We start from the raw sequence: 22,092 nt of genomic DNA on the forward strand, positions 1-22,092 counted from the left end.
GCTCGCCGAATAACTCGCCGGATAAGCCATGAGCCACGACACGTCCTTTCCGCCCATCGACGAACTGCTGCCGCATCGCGGCACGATGCGCCTCGTCGACGCGGTGCTCGACTTCACGGAGCAGTCGGTGAGCGTCGCGGCCCGCGTCGATTCCGGCGCATGGTATGCCGATGCCGACGGCGCGATGCCCGCGTGGATCGGCATCGAGCTGATGGCGCAGGCGATCGCCGCGCACGTGGGGCTCCTCGCGCGCCGCGAGGGCGGCAGCGCGCGGCCCGGCGTGCTGCTCGGCGCGCGCCGGTACGAAGCGAGACAGGCGGCGTTTGCGGGCGGCGCGCGCCTTCGCATCGACGCAAGCGAGCTGCTGCGCGCGGCGCAAGGCCACGGCGCCTACGAATGCGCGATCTGCAGCGACGACGGCACGCGTTTGGCCGACGCCGTCATCAAGGTGTTCCAGCCAGCCGATTTTCAGTCATTCATCGAAGGGAGCCTCACCCCATGAGCCGGCGTGTTCTCGTCACCGGTGCAAGCCGCGGCATCGGCCGCGCGATTGCGTATCAACTTGCGAGCGACGGTTTCGCGCTCACGGTGCATTGCCGCACCGGCCGCGCGGAAGCGGATGCGGTCGTCGCGGGCATCATCGCGCAGGGCGGCTCGGCGCGCGTGCTGCAATTCGACGTGCGCGACCGCGCCGAATGCCGGGCCGCGATCGAAGCCGACATCGCCGCGCACGGCGCGTACTACGGCGCGGTGTGCAGCGCGGGCGTCACGCGCGACGCCGCGTTCCCGGCGCTCACCGACGAAGACTGGGACCTCGTGATCGACACCGGCATCGACGGTTTCTACAACGTCCTGCACCCGCTCACGATGCCGATGGTCCGCGCGAAGCAGGGCGGGCGCATCGTGACGATCGCATCGGTGTCGGGCGTGATCGGCAATCGCGGGCAGGTCAACTACAGCGCGGCGAAGGCGGGCATGATCGGCGCGACGAAGGCGCTTGCTGTCGAGCTCGCGAGCCGCAATATCACGGTGAACTGCGTGGCGCCGGGGTTGATCGAAACCGGCATGATCGACGATGTGCCGATCGAGCACGCGCTCAGGACCGTACCGATGAACCGCGTCGGCCAGCCGGCGGAAGTGGCGTCGCTGGTCGGTTTCCTGATGTCGGACGCGGCCTCCTATGTCACGCGCCAGGTGATCGGCGTGAACGGCGGGATTGTGTGATGAAGCGCGTCGTGGTGACTGGCATGGGCGGCGTGACCGCGTTCGGCAACGACTGGGCGGCGGTCGAGGCCAACCTGCTCGCGGGCCGCAACGCGGTGCGCCGCATGCCCGAGTGGGACTTCTTCGACGCGCTGCACACGCGCGTTGCCGCGCCGCTGCCGTCGTTCGACGCGCCCGACGGCTATCCGCGCAAGAAGACGCGGTCGATGGGCCGGGTGTCGCTCTATGCGGTGCGCGCGAGCGAGCTCGCGCTCGCGCACGCGGGCCTCGCCGGCGACGCATCGATCAGCGACGGCCGCATGGGCGTCGCCTATGGCTCGTCGTCGGGATCGGTCGAGCCGATCCGCGCGTTCGGCACGATGCTCGAAACCGGCTCGATGAGCGCGGTCACGTCGAACACCTACGTCCAGATGATGGCGCACACGACGGCGGTGAACGTCGGCCTGTTCTGGGACCTGAAGGGCCGCGTGATCCCGACGTCGAGCGCGTGCACCTCCGGCAGCCAGGCGATCGGATATGCCTACGAGGCGATCGCGTCGGGCCGCCAGACGCTGATGATCGCGGGCGGCGCGGAAGAGATGTCGGGCCCGGCGGTGGCGGTGTTCGACATGCTGTACGCGACCAGCACGCGCAACGACGAGCCGCATCTCACGCCGCGCCCGTTCGACGCAAGGCGCGACGGCCTCGTGATCGGCGAGGGCGCGGGCACGCTGATTCTCGAGGAATACGAGCACGCGAAGGCGCGCGGCGCGACGATTTACGCGGAGATCGCCGGCTTCGGCACGAATTCGGACGGCACGCACATGACCCAGCCGACTGCCGCGACGATGGCGCGGGCCATGCAGCTCGCGCTCGACGACGCGCGGCTTTCGGCCGGCGCGATCGGCTATGTCAACGCGCACGGCACCGCGACGGATCGCGGCGATGTCGCGGAGAGCCACGCGACCGCGCAAATCTTCGGCGAGCGCGCGCCGCTCAGTTCGTTCAAGAGCTACATCGGCCACACGCTCGGCGCGTGCGGCGCGATCGAGGCGTGGTGGAGCATCGAAATGATGAGGCGCAACTGGTTCGCGCCCACGCTCAACCTCGACACAGTGGACCCGGCGTGCGCGTCGCTCGACTACATCACGGGCGGCACGCGCGCAATCGAAACCGAATACGTGATGAGCAACAACTTCGCGTTCGGCGGCATCAATACGTCGCTGATCTTCAGGCGCTGCGCATGAGTTCGCGAAGACGAGTCGTCGTGACGGGGATGGGCATCGTCTCGTGCCTCGGCAATACGCTCGACGCCGTCGCCGATGCGCTCTGCGCGGCACGCCCGGGCATCGTGCGCATCGATGCGTGGCGCGAGCGCGGCTTCGTGAGCCAGGTGGCGGGCGTGGCGAGCGTCGCGAACGAGCCGCCATTCGATCGCAGGATCGAGCGCTTTCTCGGCGATACGGCGCGCTTTGCGTGTCACGCGGCGCGCTCGGCCGTAAGCGATGCGGGCCTCGATCCGGCGCGCCTTCGCGCGCCCGACGCGGGTGCGGTGATCGGCTCGGGCACGGGCTCGCTCGCGGCCTACGACGAAGCCATGGACCTCGTTCGCGCGCACGGCGCAGGCAAGGCGGGACCGTACACGGTGCCGCGCGCGATGAGCAGCACCTGCTCGGCGGCTGTCGCCCATGCGTTCGGCGTGGAGGGCGTGACGTACTCGCCGTCGTCGGCGTGCACGACTTCCGCGCTCGCGATCGGACAGGCGATGCGGCTCATCGAAAGCGGCGCGCAGAACATCGTGCTCGCCGGCGGCAGCGATGAACTGCACGACGGCTCGGCGCTGCTCTTCGGTGCGATGGGCGTCGTGTCGCACCGGTTCAACGACGTACCCGGGCGCGCGTCGCGGCCCTACGACGAATCGCGCGACGGCTTCGTGCTCGCGTCGGGCGCGGGCGTGCTCGTGCTCGAATCGCTCGATCACGCGCTCGCGCGCGGCGCGCGGATTCACGGCGAGATCACCGGCTTCGGGCAGGCCACCGATGGCGCCGACATGGTCGCGCCACGCCGTCGCGGCATCGCGCGCGCGATCCGCGCCGCCGCGAACGGCCGCGTGCCCGGCTACGTGAACACGCATGCGCCCTCGACGCCGCTCGGCGACATCGAGGAGCTCGGCGCGCTCACCGACGTGTTCGGCAGCGAGCTGCCGCCGTTCTCTTCGGTGAAGGGGCTCACCGGTCATCCGCTCGGCGCGAGCGGCGCGCACGAGGCGATCTACACGCTCCTCATGATTGAGCGCGGCTGGCTCGCCGGCACGCCGAACCTCGACGCTCGCGATCCCGCTACGCACGGTTTGCCGCTCGTCGTCGAGACGCGGCAGGCGCGCCTGCGCGATGCGCTCTCCGTATCGTTCGGTTTCGGCGGCGTGGCGGCGTGCCTGGCTTTCGCCGCATACCACGACCAGCAGACGTTTTGACCACGCGTATTTCAACCAGGAAGGGAACAACAAGAATGAAGCAGTCGATGATGTTCGCCGCGCTCGCGATCGCCTGCGCGGCCACGCAGGTCCAGGCGCGCGACACGGTTCACGCCTATCCGGTCGCGGACGCCCTGAAGCTCGGCGAAGGCGCGGAGAAAGTCGGCGACGACGTGAAGCTCTACTTCGCGGGTCAGCCGCACCCGGCGGCGTCGAAATCGTTCGGCGAGTTCGCGACCAACAAGAAGACCAACGCATTCGGCAAGAGCGACGAGGTCGCCTGCCGCCACGTGTTCCTGTCGGCGGTGCTCGAACTGCAGGAGCGCGCGCGCAAGGAAGGCGGCAATGCGGTGATCAACATCCGCAGCAACTACCGCAACAACGAGACTTCGAGCGCAACGGACTACACGTGCGGCGCGGGCGCGGTCATCGCGGGCGTCGCGCTGAAGGGCGACGTCGTCAGGATCGGCAACTGAGGCCGTCTGCCGCGGTACGTGCTGTCAGGCGATGCGTCACGGCGCATCGCGTGCAGGCGGGGCAGGCGGCGAATGAATGGAGAATATCGCGATGAGCGAGGCTGTATACGATGCGACCGTGGATGTCGCGATCATCGGCGCGGGTCCTTCGGGTGCCGTGGCGGCGGCGCTCCTGCGAAAGCGCGGCCGCTCGGTGCTCGTGCTCGAACGCCAGCATTTCCCGCGCTTTTCGATTGGCGAGAGCCTGCTGCCGCAGAGCATGGCCTATCTGGAAGAAGCGGGCATGCTGCAGGCGGTCGTCGAGGCGGGCTTTCAGTTCAAGAACGGCGCGCATTTCGTGCGGCGCGGGGAGTCGTCGGCGTATGACTTCCGCGACAAGCATTCAGAGGGCTGGGGCACGACCTATCAGGTGGAGCGCGCAGCGTTCGATCAGATCCTGATCGGCTGCGCGGCGAAGGCGGGCGCCGACGTCCGCTTCGGCCACACGGTGCGCGCGATGAAGACGGGCGACACGCCCGAGCTCGATGTCGCCGACGAGGCGGGCAACGCCTATCGCGTGCATGCGCGCTTCGTGCTCGACGCGAGCGGCTTCGGCCGCGTGCTGCCGCGCCTCCTGAACCTGGAAGCGCCGACGCGCATGCCCGTTCGCAGCGCGCTCTTCACGCACGTGCTGGACCGCATCCCGGCCGGCGCGACCGATCGCGACAAGATCGTGATCGGCGTGCATCCGGAGCGCAGCGACGTCTGGTTCTGGATGATTCCGCTCGCGCGCGGCCGCACGTCGGTGGGATGTGTCGCGCAAAGCGCGTTTCTCGACGTGCCCGAAGGCGAGCGCGACGCCACGCTGCGCGAACTGATCCGCAGCGAGCCGACCATCGGCGCGCTGATCGGCGATGCGCCGTTCTGCATGCCGGCGCGGCACATCGGCGGCTATGCGGCGAACGTCGAGCGCCTGCACGGCCCGGGCTATGCGCTGCTCGGCAACGCGGGCGAGTTTCTCGATCCGGTGTTTTCATCCGGCGTGACGATCGCGCTGCGCTCCGCGCACCTCGCGGTTCAGGTGCTCGAATCCCACCTGAAAGGAGACACCGTCGACTGGACGAGCGGCTACGACAAGCCGCTGCGCCGCGGCATCGACACGTTTCGCGCGTTCGTCGAACGGTGGTATACAGGCGAATTGCAGGACATCATCTTCCACAAGGAACAGAGCGACTCGATTCGGCGGATGATCAGCGCGGTGCTGGCGGGCTATGCGTGGGACGAGACCAACCCGTTTGTCGCCCAGCCGGCGCGGCGTCTCGACGCGCTCCATCAGGTCTGCGCCGCGACGGCGGCGAAATGACGCGCGGGCCGGGCGTCGTGGCAGTCCGTCCAGTCCGTCGTTGGTTGGTAATTTTTGCCGCACGTCCGAACGCATTCGATCCGGGGCTGCGATAATCGCGCGAGAACGTTGTCGACGAACGTTTTTCGTGCGGTTTTGAAGGAGGTCGATGGCGGCCTCCACGAATATGCACGTATCCCGGAATCGAGATATATTCGCGAACATGACAAAATCAAGTCCGACCAACGCTCGAGCGGTTCCAGAGCCTGTCACATGGGACGCGCGGCTCGCGCGCCGACTCGTTACGCCCCTCGTCGACACGCCCGTCACGCCAAATCATCTGACGACGCTGCGCCTCCTGATCGGCGTGGCAGGCGCGTACTATCTGTCGCTTGGGGCATTCTGGCTCTGCACGCTCGGGGCCCTCCTGATCGCGCTGTCCAATTTCGTCGATCACACCGACGGCGAGCTGGCCCGCATCAGCGGCAAGTCGAGCAAGATCGGTCATTTTTACGATCTCGCCAGCGACGCGCTCGTGACCGTGCTGCTCTTCCTCGGCCTCGGCTTTTATGTAGGTGTTCACCATCCGTCGCTCATCGTGCCGGCCGAGTGGCTCGGCGGCATTGCGGGCGTGGCGGTCGCGCTGATCTTCTTCCTGCGCATGCGCATCGAATCGATGGCCGGCAAGGACGGCACGAAGCAGGCGTCGATGGCCGGCTTCGAAACCGAAGACGTGCTGTATCTGCTGCCGGTCGTGACGCTCCTGAACGGCATGACCCCGTTTCTCCTTGCGGCCGCGATCGGTGCGCCGCTTTTCGCCGCGTGGGTTGCCGTGGACTATCAGCGGGTGGTCAGGCGGATGTCGAAGCGCATTGGGCCTGGCAAGGACACCGACGGCAACGATTATCAGACAGCACGATGAATCAGACAGCGAGCACGGCCGCCACGCAGCCCGTGAATGACAATCGCGGCACCCCGCGCAGCGCCCGCGCGGCGCACCCGTCGGCGCAGGAAATCGACGCAACGCTGAATGCCCGCCTGCGTGAACTGAAGGCTGGGCCACTGCGTGAATCGTTCGACAAGCAAGGGTCCTTTCTCTATCTCGAAGATTTCCTGCCGCGCGACTACACCGAGCGCCTGATCGAAGCGGTCCACACGGTGATGCCCGCCGTGAACCGCAACTATCTGCCGGGGCACAAGCAGGGCGGCAGCGTGAGCCGTCACGCGATCGACAAGCTCGCGCCTTTCGTCGCGGACCTGTACCGCTCGCAAGCGCTGATCGGCTGGCTCGAGACGATCAGCGGCGACAAACTCCAGGTGTCGCCCCCCGACGATCCGCATGCCTACGCGCTCTATTTCTATACGCGGCCGGGCGACCACATCGGCTGGCATTACGACACGTCCTATTACGACGGACGCCGCTACACGATGCTGCTCGGCGTGATCGACGATTCGTCGTGCCGCCTGGATTACGAGCTGCATACGCGCAACGCCGACATCCCCGACGAACCCGGCTCGGTGCAGTATCCGCCGGGCGCGCTCGTCTTCTTCGACGGCGACAAGCTGCGTCATCGCATCACGCCGCTCGGCGCGAACGAGATGCGCGTGTCGCTCACGTTCGAATACGTCACCAATCCCAACATGCGGCCGTGGCAGCGCTTCATTTCGAACATGAAGGATTCGATCGCCTACTTCGGCTTCGGGCAGGTCTTTCGCCGCAAAGCCGGCAAGAACGGTAGCGCATGAGCCGCGCCGGCACCTTCCTGCTGTCCGCCGGCGTGGTGTTGTTTGTCGCGCTGCTCGGCTGGCAAGGCTTCGGCTCGGTGGCGTCGATGCTCGCCGCGGCCGGCTGGGGGCTCGTCGCCGTGGCGGCGTTTCATCTCTTGCCCGTGGTTCTGGACGCGGCCGCCATCGGCGTGCTGTTTTCGCCCCGCGACCGCGACATGTCGATTCGCGATGCGCTGCTCGCGCGCTGGACCGGCGAGTCGGTCAACAGCCTGATGCCCGCCGGGCAGATCGGCGGGCCGATGCTGATGGTGCGCTATCTCGCGCAGCGCGGCATGCGCGCACGCGATGCCGCCGCCGTCATCACCGTCAGCACGACCATGCAGACCATCGGCCAGCTGATCTTCGCGCTGATCGGGGTCGCGCTGCTCGGCAGCCATGCGGCAGGCGGCTCGAGCACGAGCGTGCGCACTGCCGTGCTGGTCGTGATCGTGCTGATCGGCGCGATGACTTTCGGTTTCTATCTCGCGCAGCGGCGCGGCCTCTTCGGCCGCGCGACGCGCTTCGCGTCGTCGGTGGCGGCGCGCTTCTCCGCCAAGCGCGACTGGTCGTCGCTCGTCACGCGCGCCGAAGCCGTCGATATCGCCGTACACGACATGTATCGCGAGCGCCGCAAGGTGGCGGCAAGCTTCACGCTGAGTCTGATCGGCTGGATCGTCGGCACGGGCGAGGTGTGGCTCGCGCTGCGCGTGCTCGGACATCCGGTCGGCTGGACCGAGGCGCTGATACTCGAGAGTCTGGGCCAGGCGATCCGGGGCGCGGCTTTCGCGATTCCGGGCTCGCTCGGCGTGCAGGAAGGCGGCTATCTGCTGCTCGCGCGGATGATCGGCCTGCCGCCGGAAGCGGCGCTCGCGCTGTCGCTCGCCAAGCGCGCGCGCGAGCTTCTGCTCGGCCTGCCGGGCATCGTCTATCTGCATTACGTTGAAAAGGGCTGGCAGCGCCGCCGTCTTGCGCGCGTGCCGGAGATCGACTGATTCATCCTCGATGGGATAACAAGAATGCGCGCAATTATTCTTGCGGCCGGGATGGGCTTGCGCCTCGTCCAGCCGGAAGGGCAGCAAAAGCCGAAGTGCCTGTTGCGCTTCGGCGAGGCCTCGCTGCTTGAACGTCATCTGCAACTGCTGAAGGCGGCAGGCGTCGACGAGATCGTGTTCGTGCTCGGCTTCAAGCACGAGCAGGTGGAAGCGGAACTCGCGTCGATCGACTGGAAGCCGGCAACCGAAGTGGTCGTGAACGGCGAATTCTCGCTTGGCAGCGTGCTGTCCGTGCACACGGCGGCCGAGGCGCTCACGCGCGGCGGCGACGTGCTGCTGATGGACGCCGACGTGCTCTACGACGAACGCGTGCTCGAACCGCTCGTCGCGGGCCGTCATGTGAACCGGCTGCTCATCGACCGCGACTTCGAGGCGGGCGACGAGCCCGTGAAGCTGTGCGTCGACAAGGGCGTGCCGGTCGAGCTGAGGAAGCAGGTGGCCGTCGATACGCGCTTCGACACGATCGGCGAATCGGTCGGCTTCTTCCGCTTCGACGAACATGCGGCGAAGCGGCTCGCGGAGATCGTCGCCGGCTACGTCGCGACGGGCCGCGCGAACCTGCCGCACGAGGAGGCCGTGCGCGACCTTTTGCTGGAAAAAAGCCACGTGTTCGATATCGCCGATGTGACCGGCGCGCCGTGGATCGAGATCGACTTTCAAAACGACGTGAAGCGCGCAGCCGACGAAGTGCTGCCGCAACTGCGTCAGCTTGCCGGAGCATTGCGATGAACGCACCAGGAAACCTCCCCGCCGGATTTTCGCGCACCCTGCGCCTGCGCGAAATGCTGCAGAGCGATCGCCTCGAATTCATGATGGAGGCGCATAACGGCCTGTCCGCGCGCATCGTGAAGGAAGCGGGCTTCAAGGCGATCTGGGGCTCGGGCCTCGCGATCTCCGCGCAGTTCGGCGTGCGCGACAACAACGAAGCGAGCTGGACGCAGGTCGTCGACATGCTCGAATTCATGGCCGACGCGAGCGACCTGCCGATTCTCCTCGACGGCGACACCGGCTACGGCAACTTCAACAACGTGCGGCGGCTCGTGCGCAAGCTGGAGCAGCGCGGCATCGCGGGTGTCTGCATCGAGGACAAGCAGTTTCCGAAGACCAACAGCTTCATCAACGGCGAGGCCCAGCCGCTTGCCGACATCGACGAATTCTGCGGCAAGATCAAGGCCGGCAAGGACTCGCAGAGCGATCCGAACTTCTCGATCGTGGCGCGCGTCGAGGCGCTGATTGCGGGCTGGGGCATGGAAGAGGCGCTGCGCCGCGCGGAAGCCTACCGGCAGGCGGGCGCGGACGCGATCCTGATCCACAGCAAGCTCTCGAAGCCCGACGAAATCCTGACCTTCGCGCGCGAATGGGCCGGGCGCGGTCCGCTCGTGATCGTGCCGACCAAGTACTACAGCACGCCCACCGACGCATTCCGCCAGGCCGGCATCAGCACGGTGATCTGGGCGAACCACCTGATTCGCGGCGCGACTTCCGCGATGCAGGCGATCGCGAAGGAGATCCACGAGAGCGAGACGCTCGTGAACGTGGAAGACCGCATCGCCGCCGTGAATGAGATCTTCCGCCTGCAGGACGCCGACGAGTATTCGGCGGCCGAGAGCGTGTACCTGTCGGCGTCGAGCGCGTCGCGCGGCGCCGTCGTGCTTGCCGCGAGCCGCGGGGCGGGGCTGGAAGCGCTCACGGCCGAGCGTCCGAAGGTCATGCTGCCGGTCGCGGGCAAGCCGCTCCTGCGGCATCTCGTCGAGGCGTTCAAGAAGGAAGGCATCAACGACATCACGGTGGTCGGCGGCTATCGCGCGGACGCGATCGAGACCTCCGGCATCCGGCTCGTCGTCAACGAGAAGCACGAGGCGACGGGTGAACTCGCATCGCTTGCCTGCGCCGCGAAGTCGTTCACCGGCGACACCGTGATCTCCTACGGCGATCTGCTGTTCCGCAGCTACATCCTTCGCAATCTGGTCGAGTCGGACAGCGACTTTTGCGTGGTGGTCGATTCCTCGCAGACGCCGCAGGCAGGCGTCGCCGCGACCGATTTTGCCTACTGCTCGACCCCCGACGACCGCGCGCTGTTCGGCCAGAAGGTGTGGCTCCAGAACGTGGTGAGCGTGGCGAGCGCGGCCGGGGGCGCGCAGCAGTCCGGCGCGTCGCAAGGCCGCTGGATGGGGTTGCTCAACGTGCGCGGCGACGCGCGCGAGCGCCTGCTTGCGACGCTCGCCGCCCTGCAGGCGCGCGCGGACTTCGACAAGCTCGACATGGCGGCGCTTCTCAACGCGCTCGTCGCGGCGGGCGAGCGCATCGAGGTCCAGTACGTGCACGGCCACTGGCGCGGCGTCAACGACCTCGACGACTTCCGCCGCGCCGGCGACTTCGCGCATGCGCAGGCGCCCTACGGCGCGGGCGGCGCGGCATCCGCGGAGGGTGCGCGTGATTGAGGCTGCCCAGTTTGTCGAGGCCGCGCGCGAGCGCGGTTTCGACTGGTATGCCGGCGTGCCGTGCTCGTTTCTCACGCCGTTCATCAACTACGTGCTGCAGGACGAGACGCTCCACTACGTGTCGGCCGCGAACGAGGGCGATGCGGTCGCGCTGATCGCGGGCGTCGCGCTCGGCGCGCAGACGGGACGGCGCGGCATCGCGATGATGCAGAACTCGGGGCTCGGCAATGCCGTGAGCCCGCTCACGTCGCTCACGTGGACGTTCCGGCTGCCGCAGCTTCTGATCGTCACGTGGCGGGGCCAGCCCGGCGTCGCGGACGAACCGCAGCACGCGCTGATGGGACCGGTCACGCCCGCGATGCTCGACACGATGGAAATTCCGTGGGAGCTGTTCCCCACCGAAGCCGATGCGATCGGCCCGGCGCTCGATCGCGCGACCGAACACATGGACCGCACCGGCCGGCCCTACGCGCTCGTGATGCAGAAGGGCAGCGTCGCGCCGTATGCGCTGAAGAAGACCGGTCTCGTGGGCGTGCGTGAACGCGCCGTGCGGGTAGAGCCGCAGCGCTTCGCGGGCGAGCGCGTCACGCGCCACGACGCGTTGCAGCGCGTGATCGCGCACACGCCGAAAGGCTCGACGGTCGTGCTCGCATCGACGGGTTTCTGCGGCCGCGAGCTCTACGCCATCGACGATCGCGAGAACCAGCTGTATCTCGTCGGCTCGATGGGCTGCGTCGCGCCGATGGCGCTCGGCCTCGCGCTTTCGCGGCCCGACCTGCGGGTCGTCGCGCTCGACGGCGACGGCGCCGCGCTGATGCGCATGGGCGTGTTCGCGACACTCGGCGCCTACGGTCCGGCGAATCTCATGCACCTGCTGCTCGACAACGGCGCGCACGAATCGACGGGCGGTCAGGCGACGGTGTCGCGCGGCGTGGACTTTGCGGCGATCGCGTCGGCGTGTGGCTATGCGCTCGCGCTCGATGGCGACGATATCGGCGTGATCGACCGCCTGTTCGACGCGAAGGACGTCGACGGCGTGCGCTTCGCGCGGCTGTCGATCCGGACCGGTACGCCCGGCGACCTGCCGCGTCCGTCGATCACGCCGGAAGACGTGCGCGCGCGCCTGCAGAGGCATCTCGCCGGTCGTTGACCCCGATTGAATCCGCATTGAACGCGCACTGAACGCGCTGAGAGCGCGGCCGCCCGGGCCGCCTCTCGGCCGAGGAACGCGGGCGCCGGTGCGCCGCGATGCACTAGTCCTGTTTGCAGAAAATCGCGGTCATGAAGGGCGCGGCGGTGTGGATCGAAGCGTCGCTGCCCGCTGCGCGAACCTTCTGTTCCACCGCGCTCGAGCGGCCGATCACCACCGCGCCGTAGGCCGAGTCCGCAATGGGCTCGCCGCTGCCGCGCCGGAATATCTCGTCGTCCTTCTGGTAGCCGACGACCGCGTAGACCTTGAACCCGAACGCCGTCAGTTCGCTACCGTGCGTCGTGCGAAACACGTTGACCGAATTCGGCTCGACGCGCATCGGGCTCGTCTCGATCAGGTGGTCGCGCTGCAGGGGCGCGACGACGGCATGTGCCGTCGACTTGCAGTCGAGCTGTGCGTCGATGGCGTAGGCATGCGACAGCGCGGGCAGCAGGGCGGCCGCGCCAAGCGCGATGCGAATGGTCTGTGAATATGACTTCATGGCGTGTGCAACGGGACTGGCTGTAATTCTTGAAGGCAGACTTTAACGTCAAACGCGCGAGCGTGCTTGTCTGCTCGCGCGCGTCACGTCGCGGCATGACGCACGTCATGCGAGGGTGGTCCGCCAACCGGGCGTGCAGGCGGCGGCCTTCACCCATGCCGGCTTCCGCAATACCAGTTGAATGTCTTGCGGCACGACGGTGGTTGCCGGTTGCGTCGCCGTGCCGGTCGAGTCGTGGCCGCTGATAACCCGGTCGTTCGAAGTCGATGAGACCGGCCGCCGATGGCGACCGCCGTGCTGTGTGAGGGCGAGGGCACTGTCTCAGATGGCGTGAAGCGTCTGAATCGGTCAGGCGTCAGGGGCAGAACGTCATGGGTCAGGCGGCCAGCTCCAGTGCCGCCGCGCGGCGCGCGCCGCGCTGATGAACGCGCTCGCCGGCGGCATACGTTTCGAACACCGCGCGGTCGTCGCCGAGGAGCGCGAACGCGAAGAGCAGTTCCTCGAGCGACCCGGCGCGCGCGGTCCGGCGGGCAAGAAGCGGCGTGGCCTGCGGGTCGAGCACGACGAAGTCCGCTTCGCTGCCGGGGGCGAGCGTGCCGACCGTGTCGTCGAGATCGAGCACCTTCGCCGCGCCCGTCGTCGCGAGCCAGAACATGCGCGTCGCGCTCAAATTGTGGCCGGTGAGGCGCGCGATCTTGTGCGCTTCGTTCATCGTCTGCAGCATCGAGAACGACGTGCCGCCGCCGACGTCCGTCGCAAGCGCAACCGGCATGTTGGCGGCGCCGGCCTTCTCGAAGTCGAAGAGGCCGCTGCCAAGGAACAGGTTCGAAGTGGGGCAGTGCGCTGCCACCGAGCCCGTTTCGGCCATGCGCCGGCGGTCGGTGTCGTCGAGATGGATGCAGTGGCCGTACACCGCGCGGCGGCGCAAGAGGCCGTAGTGATCGTAGATGTCGAGATAGCTGCGATGACCCGGGAAGAGGCCTTCGACCCATTTGATCTCGTCGGTGTTCTCCGCCACGTGGGTCTGGATGAACACGTCCTCGTGCGCGCGCGCGAGCACGCTGCACGCTTCGAGTTGCGCCTCGGTCGAGGTCGCCGCGAAGCGCGGCGTGAGCACGTACTGCTGGCGTCCGCGATTGTGCCAGCGCGCGATCAGCTCGGCGCTGTCGTCATAGCCGGACTGCGCGGTGTCGCGCAGGAACTCCGGGCAGTTGCGGTCCATCAGCACCTTGCCCGCGACCATGCGCAGGTTGCGCGCTTCGCTCTCCGTGAAGAACGCGTCGGCGGATTCCTTGTGCACCGTGCAGTAGACGAGCGCCGTCGTCGTGCCGCAGGCAAGCAGCTCGTCGAGGAAAAAGCTTGCCGTCTCGCGCGCATGCGAGGGGTCGGCGAACGCGCGCTCGGTGGGGAACGTGTACGTGTTGAGCCACGGCAGGAGGCCCGGCGCGGGCGAGGCGATCATGTCCGTCTGCGGATAGTGGATGTGCGCGTCGATGAAGCCAGGCACGATCAGCTTGTCGCGCATCGATTTGATCACGGCGTCCGGCGCGATGCGCGCGGCAAGCGCCGTATAGGCGCCGGCGGCGACCACGCGGCCGTCCTCGACGAGCAGGAGGCCGTCTTCCTCGAACACGGCGCCGTCGGCGGCATGTGCGGGATCGTCCCTGAAGGTCAGGAGGCGGGCGCGGTAGGCGGTTTGAGTCATGGTGAAGCGTCTCCGGATACTTTGATTGTGATTAGAGCTGCGTGAGCAGCAACAGCGAGAGTGCGGCGACCACCCACATCGCCGGCCTGATTTCCTTCGCGCGTCCCGTGAAGGCCTTGATCACGACGAACGCGAGAAAGCCGTAGGCGATGCCGTCCGTGATCGAGTAGGTGAGCGGGATCAGAATCATCGCGAGGAAGGCGGGGATCGCTTCGTCAAAGCGATGCCATTCGATCTGCGTGATCGACTCCATCATGAACACGCCGACCAGGACGAGCGCGGGCGCCGTCGCGATGGCGGGCACGAGCGAGAGCAGCGGCGAGAGAAACAGGAACGGCAGGAAGCACAGCCCCGCGACCACCGCGACGAGCCCCGTGCGCCCGCCCGCCGAAATGCCCGCGGCCGATTCGATGTACGCGTTCGCCGGGCTCGTGCCGAGCGGCGCCGAGACGAGCGCCGAGAACGAATCGACGATCATCGACTGGCGGATGTTGCGCGGATTGCCGTCCTTGTCGTAGAGCTTGCCCGCTTCGGAAATCGCCATGAAGGTGGAGAGGGCGTCGAAGAACGACGTGAAGAGCATCACGAAGATGAAGGGCCAGTAGATGACCTTCAGCGAGCCGAGCAGGTCCAGTTGGCCGATGCCCGAAAAGTCCGGCGCCGCGAAGAGGCCGTTCCAGTTGACGAGCGTCTTCGTCGCGATCGCGGCGGGCCAGTACGCGGTGCCGTCGCCCCAGAAGCGGCCGATCGGGATTGCGATGAGGGTCGTGAACACGATGCCGAGCATCAGCGCGCCCGTCACGCGGCGCGCGACGAGGACCGTCGTGACCGCGAGGCCGATCAGGAACGTGACCACGACCGGATTGAGCGACGCGGAATGCACGATCGTGACCGGGTCGCCGACCACGAATTTCGCGTTCACGAGCCCGATCAGGCTGATGAAGAGGCCGATGCCGCACGACACCGCGTGCCGCAGGTTCGCCGGAATCGCATCCACGACGAGCTTGCGCGCGTTGAACGCCGCGAGCACCGCGAAGATCACGCCGGACCAGAACACGCAGCCGAGCGCGGTCTGCCACGGCATCTTGCCGCCGTGGACCATCACGAACGCGAAGAGCGCGTTCATGCCCATGCCGGGCGCGACGAGCACCGGGTTGCGCGCATAGAGGCCCATCGCGCAGCTGCCGAGAAAACTGACGATCACGGTGGCCGTGAGCGCCGCGGGGAAGGGCACGCCAGCCTGCGAGAGAATGCCCGGATTGACGACGATGATGTACATCGCCGTGAGAAAGGTCGTGATGCCCGCGACGATTTCCGTTCTCGTGCGCGAGCCCGCCGCGCGGATGCCGAAGAAGCGCTCGAGCGTGGTCGTGTCGCGCGCGACGGTGGCTGTCGTTTCCATCATGTCAGGCCGCCGCGTTCCAGTGGGCATCGAGCTTCGCGATCATCGCGTCGCGCTCCTCCGGCGTCACGAACGACGCCTCAAGGCTGTTCCTGAGCAGCGTGTAGACCTCGTCTTCGGAAAGCTTCAGCGCATCGACGATCGCGAAGTAGTTGGCGTTCACGTAGCCGCCGAAGTACGCGGGGTCGTCGGAGTTGACCATCACCGCGACGCCCTGGTCGAGCAGGTCCTTGAGCGTGTGCTTCGCCATGTCGTCGAAGACGCAGAGTTTCAGGTTCGACAGCGGGCACACCGTCAGCGCGATGCGCGCGTCGGCAAGACGCGCGACGAGCGCCGGGTCTTCGATGCTGCGCACGCCGTGATCGACCCGGTCCACCTTAAGCAGGTCGAGCGCTTCGTAGACGTAGGCGGGCGGCCCTTCCTCGCCCGCATGCGCGACGAGCTTGAGGCCCTTGTCGCGGGCCTTCGCGAACACGCGCCCGAACTTCGACGGCGGATGCCCGCGCTCGGACGAATCGAGCCCCACGCCGATCAGGCGATGCCGGTACTGGTCGAAAAGCGGCAGGGCGGCATCGAAGGTCGCGAGCGCATCCTCTTCCGGCAGATGGCGCAGGAAGCAGAGAATCAGCTTGCTCGTCATGCCGCGCGTTTCGCCCTCGGCCAGTGCGCGCTCGATGCCCGCGACGACCGTCCCGATCGGCACGCCGCGCTCGGTATGCGTCTGCGGGTCGAAGAAGATCTCCGCGTGCGTGACGTGATCGGCGAGCGCGCGCTCCACGTAGGCCATCGTCATGTCGTAGAAATCCTGCTCGTGCAGCAGCACGCTCGCGCCCGCGTAGTAGATGTCGAGGAACGACTGCAGGTCGGTGAACGCATAGGCGGCGCGCAGAGCGTCAATTGAGTCGTACGCGAGCTTCACGCCGTTTCTTTGCGCGAGCTGGAAGATCAGCTCGGGTTCGAGCGAGCCTTCGATGTGGATGTGCAGCTCCGCCTTGGGCGCGCGTGCGATCTTGTCGGCGAGTGTGGGATTCATGTTGTTCTGGTCTGTCTGGCTTTGAAAAACGGGGCTGGGGTGGTGCGCGCGGCTCACGCCATCTGCTGCGAGTGCGCGTGAGCGTTCGCTTCGACTGCCTGCAGCAGCTGGGCCGCCGCGGCGACCGCGATGATTTCCGGCGACTTGTCGACGATGCCGCCCACACCGATCGGGCACATCATGCGGGCGATGCGCGCCGGGTCGATGCCGCGCGCAGCGAGCCGGTGCTCGAACTGCTTTCGCTTCGTATGCGAGCCGATCATGCCGAAAAACGCGAAGTCGCCGCGCCGCAGGATGCGTTCCGCAAGCACGAGATCGACGGTGTGGTTGTGCGTCATCACGACGAAATACGTGTGCGGCGGCGCGGCGTCGACGGCCGAGTCGGGGGCGTCGTTCGCGTCGATCGTGACGTTGTCCGGCACGAACTGCGCGGCGGGAAACGACGCGTCGCGCTCGTCGACCCACGTGACACGGCAGGGCAGCGTGGCGAGCACGCGCACGAGCGCCGCGCCGACATGGCCCGCGCCGAACAGCACCACCGGGAACTCGCGCGGGGCGATGGTCTCGGTGAGGAGCGCGCCGCTGTCGTCGAAACCGGCGCCGTCCCACAGCAGGCAGTCCGGGTCCGACACGCCCGGCTCGGGGTCCGAGATCATCACCGCATCGGGCGAGGCGCCGAACGAGACGCTTCGCACGGTCGCGAGGCCTTGCGCCGTGCGCTTGCCGAGCGAGGTGACCCAGCCGAGATCGGACACGTCGAGCCGCTCGAACGCGAGCACGACGGCGCCGCCGCAGCACTGGCCGAGGCTCGGCCCGAGCGCGAAGCGTTCGAGCCGCCGCATGCGCGAGCTGCGCATGCCGTCCCTGAGCACCTGCCGCGCGGTCTCGATCGCCTTCCATTCGAGGTGGCCGCCGCCGATCGTATAGCGCGCTTCCTCGCGCGTGACGATCATCTTCGTGCCGGGCTCGCGCGGCGCGGAGCCTTCGATGCGCGCGACCGTCACGAGCACGACGGCGTCGCCGTGCGCGAGCAGTTGTTGCAGGTCGTGCAGCCAGGCTTGCATCGGATGCGCTCCAAAAAAGTTGACGCGCCGGAAGCCGTCTTCCGGCGTCGTGGCCGCTAGTTTACCGGGGCGGGCTGTGCCGCTTCGCGCGCGCGCGGTTCGTGAATGCGCGCAGCCTGTGCTTCGAGCGCGTCGAGAATCGCTTCGGGCGTCGCCGGGGCGCGCAGCGTCGGCGCGTGTCGCGAGTCGGGCGCAACCGATGCGATCGCCGCGCGAATCGCGAGCAGCACCGAGAACGCCAGCAGGAGCGGCGGCTCGCCGACCGCCTTCGAGCGGAAGATCGTCGGCTCGTCATTGTCGTTGCGATAGAGCGCGACGTTGAACGCGGCCGGCGTGTCGCTCACGGCGGGAATCTTGTAGGTGGACGGCGCGTGCGTCATCAGGCGGCCGTCGCGGTTCCACCAGAGTTCCTCGGTGGTCAGCCAGCCCATGCCCTGGATGAATCCGCCCTCCACCTGGCCGATGTCGATGGCCGGGTTGATCGACCGGCCGGCGTCGTGCAGCAGGTCCGCGCGCAGGAGCTTCCACTCGCCGGTGAGCGTATCGACGACCACTTCCGACACCGCCGCGCCATACGCGAAGTAGTAGAACGGATGGCCCTGCAGCGTCTTCGCGTCCCAGTGCACCCTCGGCGTGGCGTAGAAGCCGTCCGACCAGAGCTGCACGCGCGCGAGATACGCGGCCGCGACGAGCTGGTCGAAGGGCATCTGCCCGCCGTTCGATTCGACGATGCCGTTATGGAAGCTCACCTCGCTCGCCGTGCCGCCGAGCTGCTTCGCGGCAAGTTCCGCGAGGCGCGCGCGGATCCGGAGCGCCGCGGCCTCGGCGGCCTTGCCGTTCAGGTCGCTGCCGGTCGAGGCGGCCGTCGCGGAGGTGTTCGCGACCTTCGACGTATCGGTGGCGCTCACGCGCACGCGCGAGAGTGCCACGCCGAGCGTGCTTGCAACCACCTGAGCGACCTTCGTGTTGAGCCCCTGGCCCATCTCGGTGCCGCCGTGATTCACGAGCACGGAGCCGTCCTTGTAGACGTGCACGAGCGCGCCCGCCTGGTTCAGGAACGGCACGTTGAACGAGATGCCGAACTTCACCGGGTTGAACGCGATGCCGCGCCTGAGCACCGGGCTCGCCGCGTTGAATTCCGCGATCTCTGCGCGGCGCGCGTGATAGGCGCTCGATGCGATCAGCTCGTCGGTGAGCGGGGCGATCACGTTGTCCTCGACCGTCTGCCCGTAGGGCGTCACGTCCCGCTCGCCGATGCCGTAGAAATTCGCGCGCCGCACGTCGAGCGGATCGAGCGCGAGATGCTGCGCGATCTCGTCGAGCATGACTTCCATCACGAGCGCGCCCTGCGGTCCCCCGAAGCCCCGAAACGCCGTGTTCGACTGCGTGTTCGTCTTGCAGGCCAGTGCGAGGATATCGACGTCGCTCAGGTAATAGGCGTTGTCGAAATGGCAGACGGCGCGCGTCGCGACTGCGCCTGACAGGTCCGCCGAATAGCCCGCGCGCAACGCGATTTCGACCCGCGCGCCCGCAAGCCGCCCGTCGTCGCCGAAGCCCGCCTCCCAGGTGTAGACGGCGTCGTGGCGCTTGCCGGTGATCATGAAATCGTCGTCGCGATCGGCGCGCAGCTTGACCGGGCGGCGCAGCGCGTGAGCGGCGAGCGCCGCGACGCACGCGAACACCGCCGACTGCGATTCCTTGCCGCCGAAGCCGCCGCCCATGCGGCGGCACTCGCAGGTCACGTTGTGTGTCGGCCAGTCGAGCATGTGCGCGACGACGTGCTGCATTTCGCTCGGATGCTGCGTCGAACTGTGCACGAGCATGCCGTCGAGTTCCTTCGGGATCGCATAGGCAACCTGCCCTTCGAGATAGAACTGCTCCTGCCCGCCCACCTCGAATTCGCCCGCGATGCGATGCTTCGCGGCGGCGATCGCAGCAATCGGATCGCCGCGCCGCAGATGCAGCGGCGGCAGCACGAACTGCTTTTTCTCCTTCGCCTCGCGCGGCGTGAGCACGGCTTCGAGCAGCTCGTAGCGCACCACGTTCTCGCTTTTTGCGAGCGCGGCCGCGCGGCGGGCGAGATCGTGGCTCTCGGCGATCACCGCGAACACCGGCTGGCCGAGATACTGCACGATGCCGTCGGCGAGGATCGGATCGTCGTGCAGCACCGGGCCGCAATTGTTCTCGCCGGGGATGTCGGCGGCGGTCAGCACCGCGACCACGCCGGGCGCGGCGCGCACCGCGTCGAGATCGAGCGCGACGATGCGCGCGTGCGCATGCCGCGACAGGCCGAGCGCCGCGTGCAGGGTGCCGCGCAGCTCGGGGATGTCGTCGGTGTAGGTCGCCTCGCCGCTCACGTGCAGCGTCGCCGATTCGTGCGGCAGGGCGGCGCCGATCGCTTGCGGTTCCTGCTCTGCGGTGAGCGGTTCGCCTGCTTTGTTCATGGCTGCTCCTTCAATGCACGCCGTTCGCCTGACGCTCGAATGCGAACGCATTCACGTCGACGAGCGCAAGCGGCTCGTCGAGGCGGGTTTCGAGGTAGAAGCGCCACAGCACGTTGCGCGCCACCTTGCTGCGATAGGCGTTCGACGCGCGCATGTCGGTGAGCGGCTGGTAATCGGCGTCGAGCGCGGTCATTGCCGCGTGCACGCTCGCCTCGTTCCACTCTGCGCCCGTGAGCGCGGCCTCGGCGCTGCTTGCGCGTTTCGGCGTCGCCGCCATGCCGCCGAACGCGATGCGCGCGCTCGTCACGCGCGTGCCCGAGAGCTTCACGGCAAAGGCGGCGCACACCGCCGAGATGTCCTGATCGTAGCGCTTCGACACCTTGTAGGTGCGAAAGCGCAGATCCGTCGACGGCCGGGGCACACGGATCGCCGCGACGAATTCGCCGGGCTCGAGCGCGGTCTTCTGATAGCCGAGGTAGAACGCGTCGAGCGGCAGCGTGCGCGTCTTGTCGCCCTTTTGCAGCACCAGTTCGGCGTCAAGCGCGATCAGGGCGGGCATCGAATCGCCGATCGGCGAGCCATTCGCGACATTGCCGCCGAGCGTGCCCGCATTGCGGATCGGGAGCGACGCGAAGCGCGTCCAGAGTTCGGCGAGTTCCGGATAGTCGGCGGCGAGCGCGGCGTAGGCGTCTTCCAGCGACGCCGCCGCGCCGATCGTCAGGAATTGGGCATCGCGCGCGATCGTCTTGAGTTCGTCGACGTTGCCGATGAAAAGGATGTCGCCCAGGTCGCGAAACTGCTTGGTGACCCAGAGGCCCACGTCCGTGCTCCCCGCGAGGATTTGCGCGCCCGGGTGCGCCGCGCGCAGGCGGGCGAATTCGGCGAGCGTCGCGGGGGCGTAGAAGGCCGGCGTGCCGAACGACGCGCCGCGCGCATCGGGCGCCGCGTATTCGAGCGTGCCGCGGCGCCGGATCGCGGTCAGCGCGGTCTTGAGCGCGTCGCGGTCGAACGGCTGGCGCGGATAGTCGAACATTTTCTGCGCCGCATCGACGATCGGCCGGTACCCCGTGCAGCGGCACAGATTGCCGGAGAGGGTGGCGGCGATCTCGTCGCGCGTCGGCAGGCCGGCGCCCGCGGGGTGGTTCTCGTAGAGCGCCCACATCGACATGACGAAGCCCGGCGTGCAGAAGCCGCACTGCGAGCCGTGGCACTCGACCATTGCCTGCTGAACCGGGTGGAGTGTGCCCTCGGCGGCGCGCAGGTCTTCGACCGTGAAAAGCGCGCGGCCGTCGAGCGTCGGCAGGAACTGGATGCACGCGTTGACCGCCTTGAGCGCGACTTCGCCGTGCGCATCGAGCTCGCCGATCACGACCGTACAGGCGCCGCAATCGCCCTCGGCGCATCCTTCCTTGGTGCCCGTGCATTGCTGCGCCTCGCGCAAGTGCTGCAGCACCGTGCGGGTGGCGGGCGCGCCCTCTATTTCGCGGACGGCGCCGTGCTGGTAGAAGCGGATGGTTTGCGTTGTCATAAGCGAATCCGAGACATTGCGGATCAGGCGCGCGTTACGCGTTTGCCGCCGCCGCGCGAGCGGGACGGGCTGTGCGCACGTGGATCGCCATCCAGTAGCCAAGGTAACACCTCAATATCCCGAAAATATTGTGGCGCGCATATCAAGGGTATTCGGATGCGGTGATGGACGGAAGAGGGCCCCACGCCTCTTTTGGCTCGGGTCCTCGCTCTTCTGGCTGGTTTCCATGTTTTGCTGGTCTACGGGCTTCGGCCCCTCTTGCGAGGCGGCAGTCGTTTTGTCGCTGGTGCTTGGGGCCTTCCTGGCTGAACCGCTCGATGCGCTTGCGCCCTCGTGAAACTTGATTTGATATTGGTTTATTAGCTTCGCCCCTGTGCGGGGCGGCAGTCACTTTCTTTGCTGCTGCAAAGAAAGTAACCAAAGAAAGCAGCTATGGGGTTAGCGGTGTTAGTACGTGACCACGTTTGAGTCTCTCAAAGTGGCCCGACCGTG

19 protein-coding genes are annotated in these 22,092 nt (G+C 67.5%); 12 read left to right on the top strand and 7 right to left on the bottom strand.

Annotated elements, in window-relative coordinates; translation table 11 throughout:
- The first annotated feature begins 28 nt into the window (after positions 1–28).
- The 12 genes from BG61_RS02625 to aepY all read left to right on the top strand — a co-directional run bounded on the left by BG61_RS02625 (position 29) and on the right by aepY (position 11,883).
- On the top strand, positions 29–502 hold the full coding sequence (locus tag BG61_RS02625; RefSeq protein WP_035926170.1) for a hotdog family protein: 474 nt from the start codon (positions 29–31) through the stop codon (positions 500–502).
- Positions 499–1,224, top strand: a complete 726-nt coding sequence (locus BG61_RS02630) for a 3-ketoacyl-ACP reductase FabG2 (protein WP_035926167.1) — start codon at positions 499–501, stop codon at positions 1,222–1,224. Before BG61_RS02625 ends, BG61_RS02630 begins: the two co-directional genes overlap by 4 nt.
- On the top strand, positions 1,224–2,450 hold the full coding sequence (locus BG61_RS02635; RefSeq protein WP_035926164.1) for a beta-ketoacyl-ACP synthase: 1,227 nt from the start codon (positions 1,224–1,226) through the stop codon (positions 2,448–2,450). The genes BG61_RS02630 and BG61_RS02635 overlap by 1 nt, the downstream gene beginning before the upstream one ends.
- Positions 2,447–3,676, top strand: a complete 1,230-nt coding sequence (locus BG61_RS02640; RefSeq protein WP_035926162.1) for a beta-ketoacyl synthase N-terminal-like domain-containing protein — start codon at positions 2,447–2,449, stop codon at positions 3,674–3,676. Before BG61_RS02635 ends, BG61_RS02640 begins: the two co-directional genes overlap by 4 nt.
- A gap of 35 nt (positions 3,677–3,711) precedes the next feature.
- Positions 3,712–4,152, top strand: coding sequence for an excinuclease ABC subunit A (locus BG61_RS02645; RefSeq protein ID WP_035926159.1), 441 nt, complete (start codon positions 3,712–3,714; stop codon positions 4,150–4,152).
- A gap of 91 nt (positions 4,153–4,243) precedes the next feature.
- Positions 4,244–5,494, top strand: coding sequence for an NAD(P)/FAD-dependent oxidoreductase (locus BG61_RS02650; RefSeq protein WP_035926674.1), 1,251 nt, complete (start codon positions 4,244–4,246; stop codon positions 5,492–5,494).
- A gap of 202 nt (positions 5,495–5,696) precedes the next feature.
- Positions 5,697–6,395: a CDP-alcohol phosphatidyltransferase family protein gene (locus BG61_RS02655; RefSeq protein WP_051672221.1), complete on the top strand. Its 699-nt coding sequence runs from the start codon at positions 5,697–5,699 to the stop codon at positions 6,393–6,395.
- A complete protein-coding gene (locus BG61_RS02660) occupies positions 6,392–7,219 on the top strand; it encodes a HalD/BesD family halogenase (RefSeq protein WP_035926158.1) in 828 nt (275 codons plus the stop codon). The genes BG61_RS02655 and BG61_RS02660 overlap by 4 nt, the downstream gene beginning before the upstream one ends.
- Complete coding sequence (locus BG61_RS02665) at positions 7,216–8,232, top strand: flippase-like domain-containing protein (RefSeq protein ID WP_035926155.1); 1,017 nt, start codon at positions 7,216–7,218, stop codon at positions 8,230–8,232. Before BG61_RS02660 ends, BG61_RS02665 begins: the two co-directional genes overlap by 4 nt.
- A 24-nt stretch (positions 8,233–8,256) precedes the next feature.
- Positions 8,257–9,021, top strand: a complete 765-nt coding sequence (locus BG61_RS02670; RefSeq protein WP_035926153.1) for a phosphocholine cytidylyltransferase family protein — start codon at positions 8,257–8,259, stop codon at positions 9,019–9,021.
- Entirely contained in the window at positions 9,018–10,733 is a 1,716-nt protein-coding gene (aepX, locus tag BG61_RS02675; protein WP_035926152.1) for a phosphoenolpyruvate mutase, read from the top strand. Before BG61_RS02670 ends, aepX begins: the two co-directional genes overlap by 4 nt.
- On the top strand, positions 10,726–11,883 hold the full coding sequence (gene aepY, locus BG61_RS02680; RefSeq protein ID WP_035926667.1) for a phosphonopyruvate decarboxylase: 1,158 nt from the start codon (positions 10,726–10,728) through the stop codon (positions 11,881–11,883). The genes aepX and aepY overlap by 8 nt, the downstream gene beginning before the upstream one ends.
- A gap of 103 nt (positions 11,884–11,986) precedes the next feature.
- Here aepY and BG61_RS02685 read toward each other — a convergent pair whose 3' ends face one another.
- The 7 genes from BG61_RS02685 to xdhA form a co-directional block, all read right to left on the bottom strand.
- Positions 11,987–12,424: a hypothetical protein gene (locus BG61_RS02685; protein ID WP_035926149.1), complete on the bottom strand. Its 438-nt coding sequence runs from the start codon at positions 12,422–12,424 to the stop codon at positions 11,987–11,989.
- Between the two features lie 376 nt (positions 12,425–12,800).
- Positions 12,801–14,129, bottom strand: coding sequence for a guanine deaminase (gene guaD, locus BG61_RS02690; RefSeq protein ID WP_035926147.1), 1,329 nt, complete (start codon positions 14,127–14,129; stop codon positions 12,801–12,803).
- A gap of 31 nt (positions 14,130–14,160) precedes the next feature.
- Entirely contained in the window at positions 14,161–15,531 is a 1,371-nt protein-coding gene (locus BG61_RS02695) for an NCS2 family permease (RefSeq protein ID WP_035926664.1), read from the bottom strand.
- Positions 15,532–15,535: 4 nt separating this feature from the next.
- The gene (locus BG61_RS02700) at positions 15,536–16,564 is read right to left on the bottom strand and encodes an adenosine deaminase (RefSeq protein WP_035926144.1); all 1,029 of its coding nucleotides are present in this window, start codon (positions 16,562–16,564) and stop codon (positions 15,536–15,538) included.
- A 53-nt stretch (positions 16,565–16,617) separates the two neighbouring features.
- Complete coding sequence (xdhC, locus tag BG61_RS02705; protein WP_035926142.1) at positions 16,618–17,628, bottom strand: xanthine dehydrogenase accessory protein XdhC; 1,011 nt, start codon at positions 17,626–17,628, stop codon at positions 16,618–16,620.
- Between the two features lie 56 nt (positions 17,629–17,684).
- Entirely contained in the window at positions 17,685–20,072 is a 2,388-nt protein-coding gene (gene xdhB, locus BG61_RS02710; protein ID WP_035926140.1) for a xanthine dehydrogenase molybdopterin binding subunit, read from the bottom strand.
- Positions 20,073–20,082: 10 nt separating this feature from the next.
- Positions 20,083–21,600, bottom strand: coding sequence for a xanthine dehydrogenase small subunit (xdhA, locus tag BG61_RS02715; protein ID WP_035926137.1), 1,518 nt, complete (start codon positions 21,598–21,600; stop codon positions 20,083–20,085).
- Positions 21,601–22,092: the final 492 nt, after the last annotated feature.

This window comes from Caballeronia glathei (assembly GCF_000698595.1).
GTDB lineage: Bacteria > Pseudomonadota > Gammaproteobacteria > Burkholderiales > Burkholderiaceae > Caballeronia > Caballeronia glathei.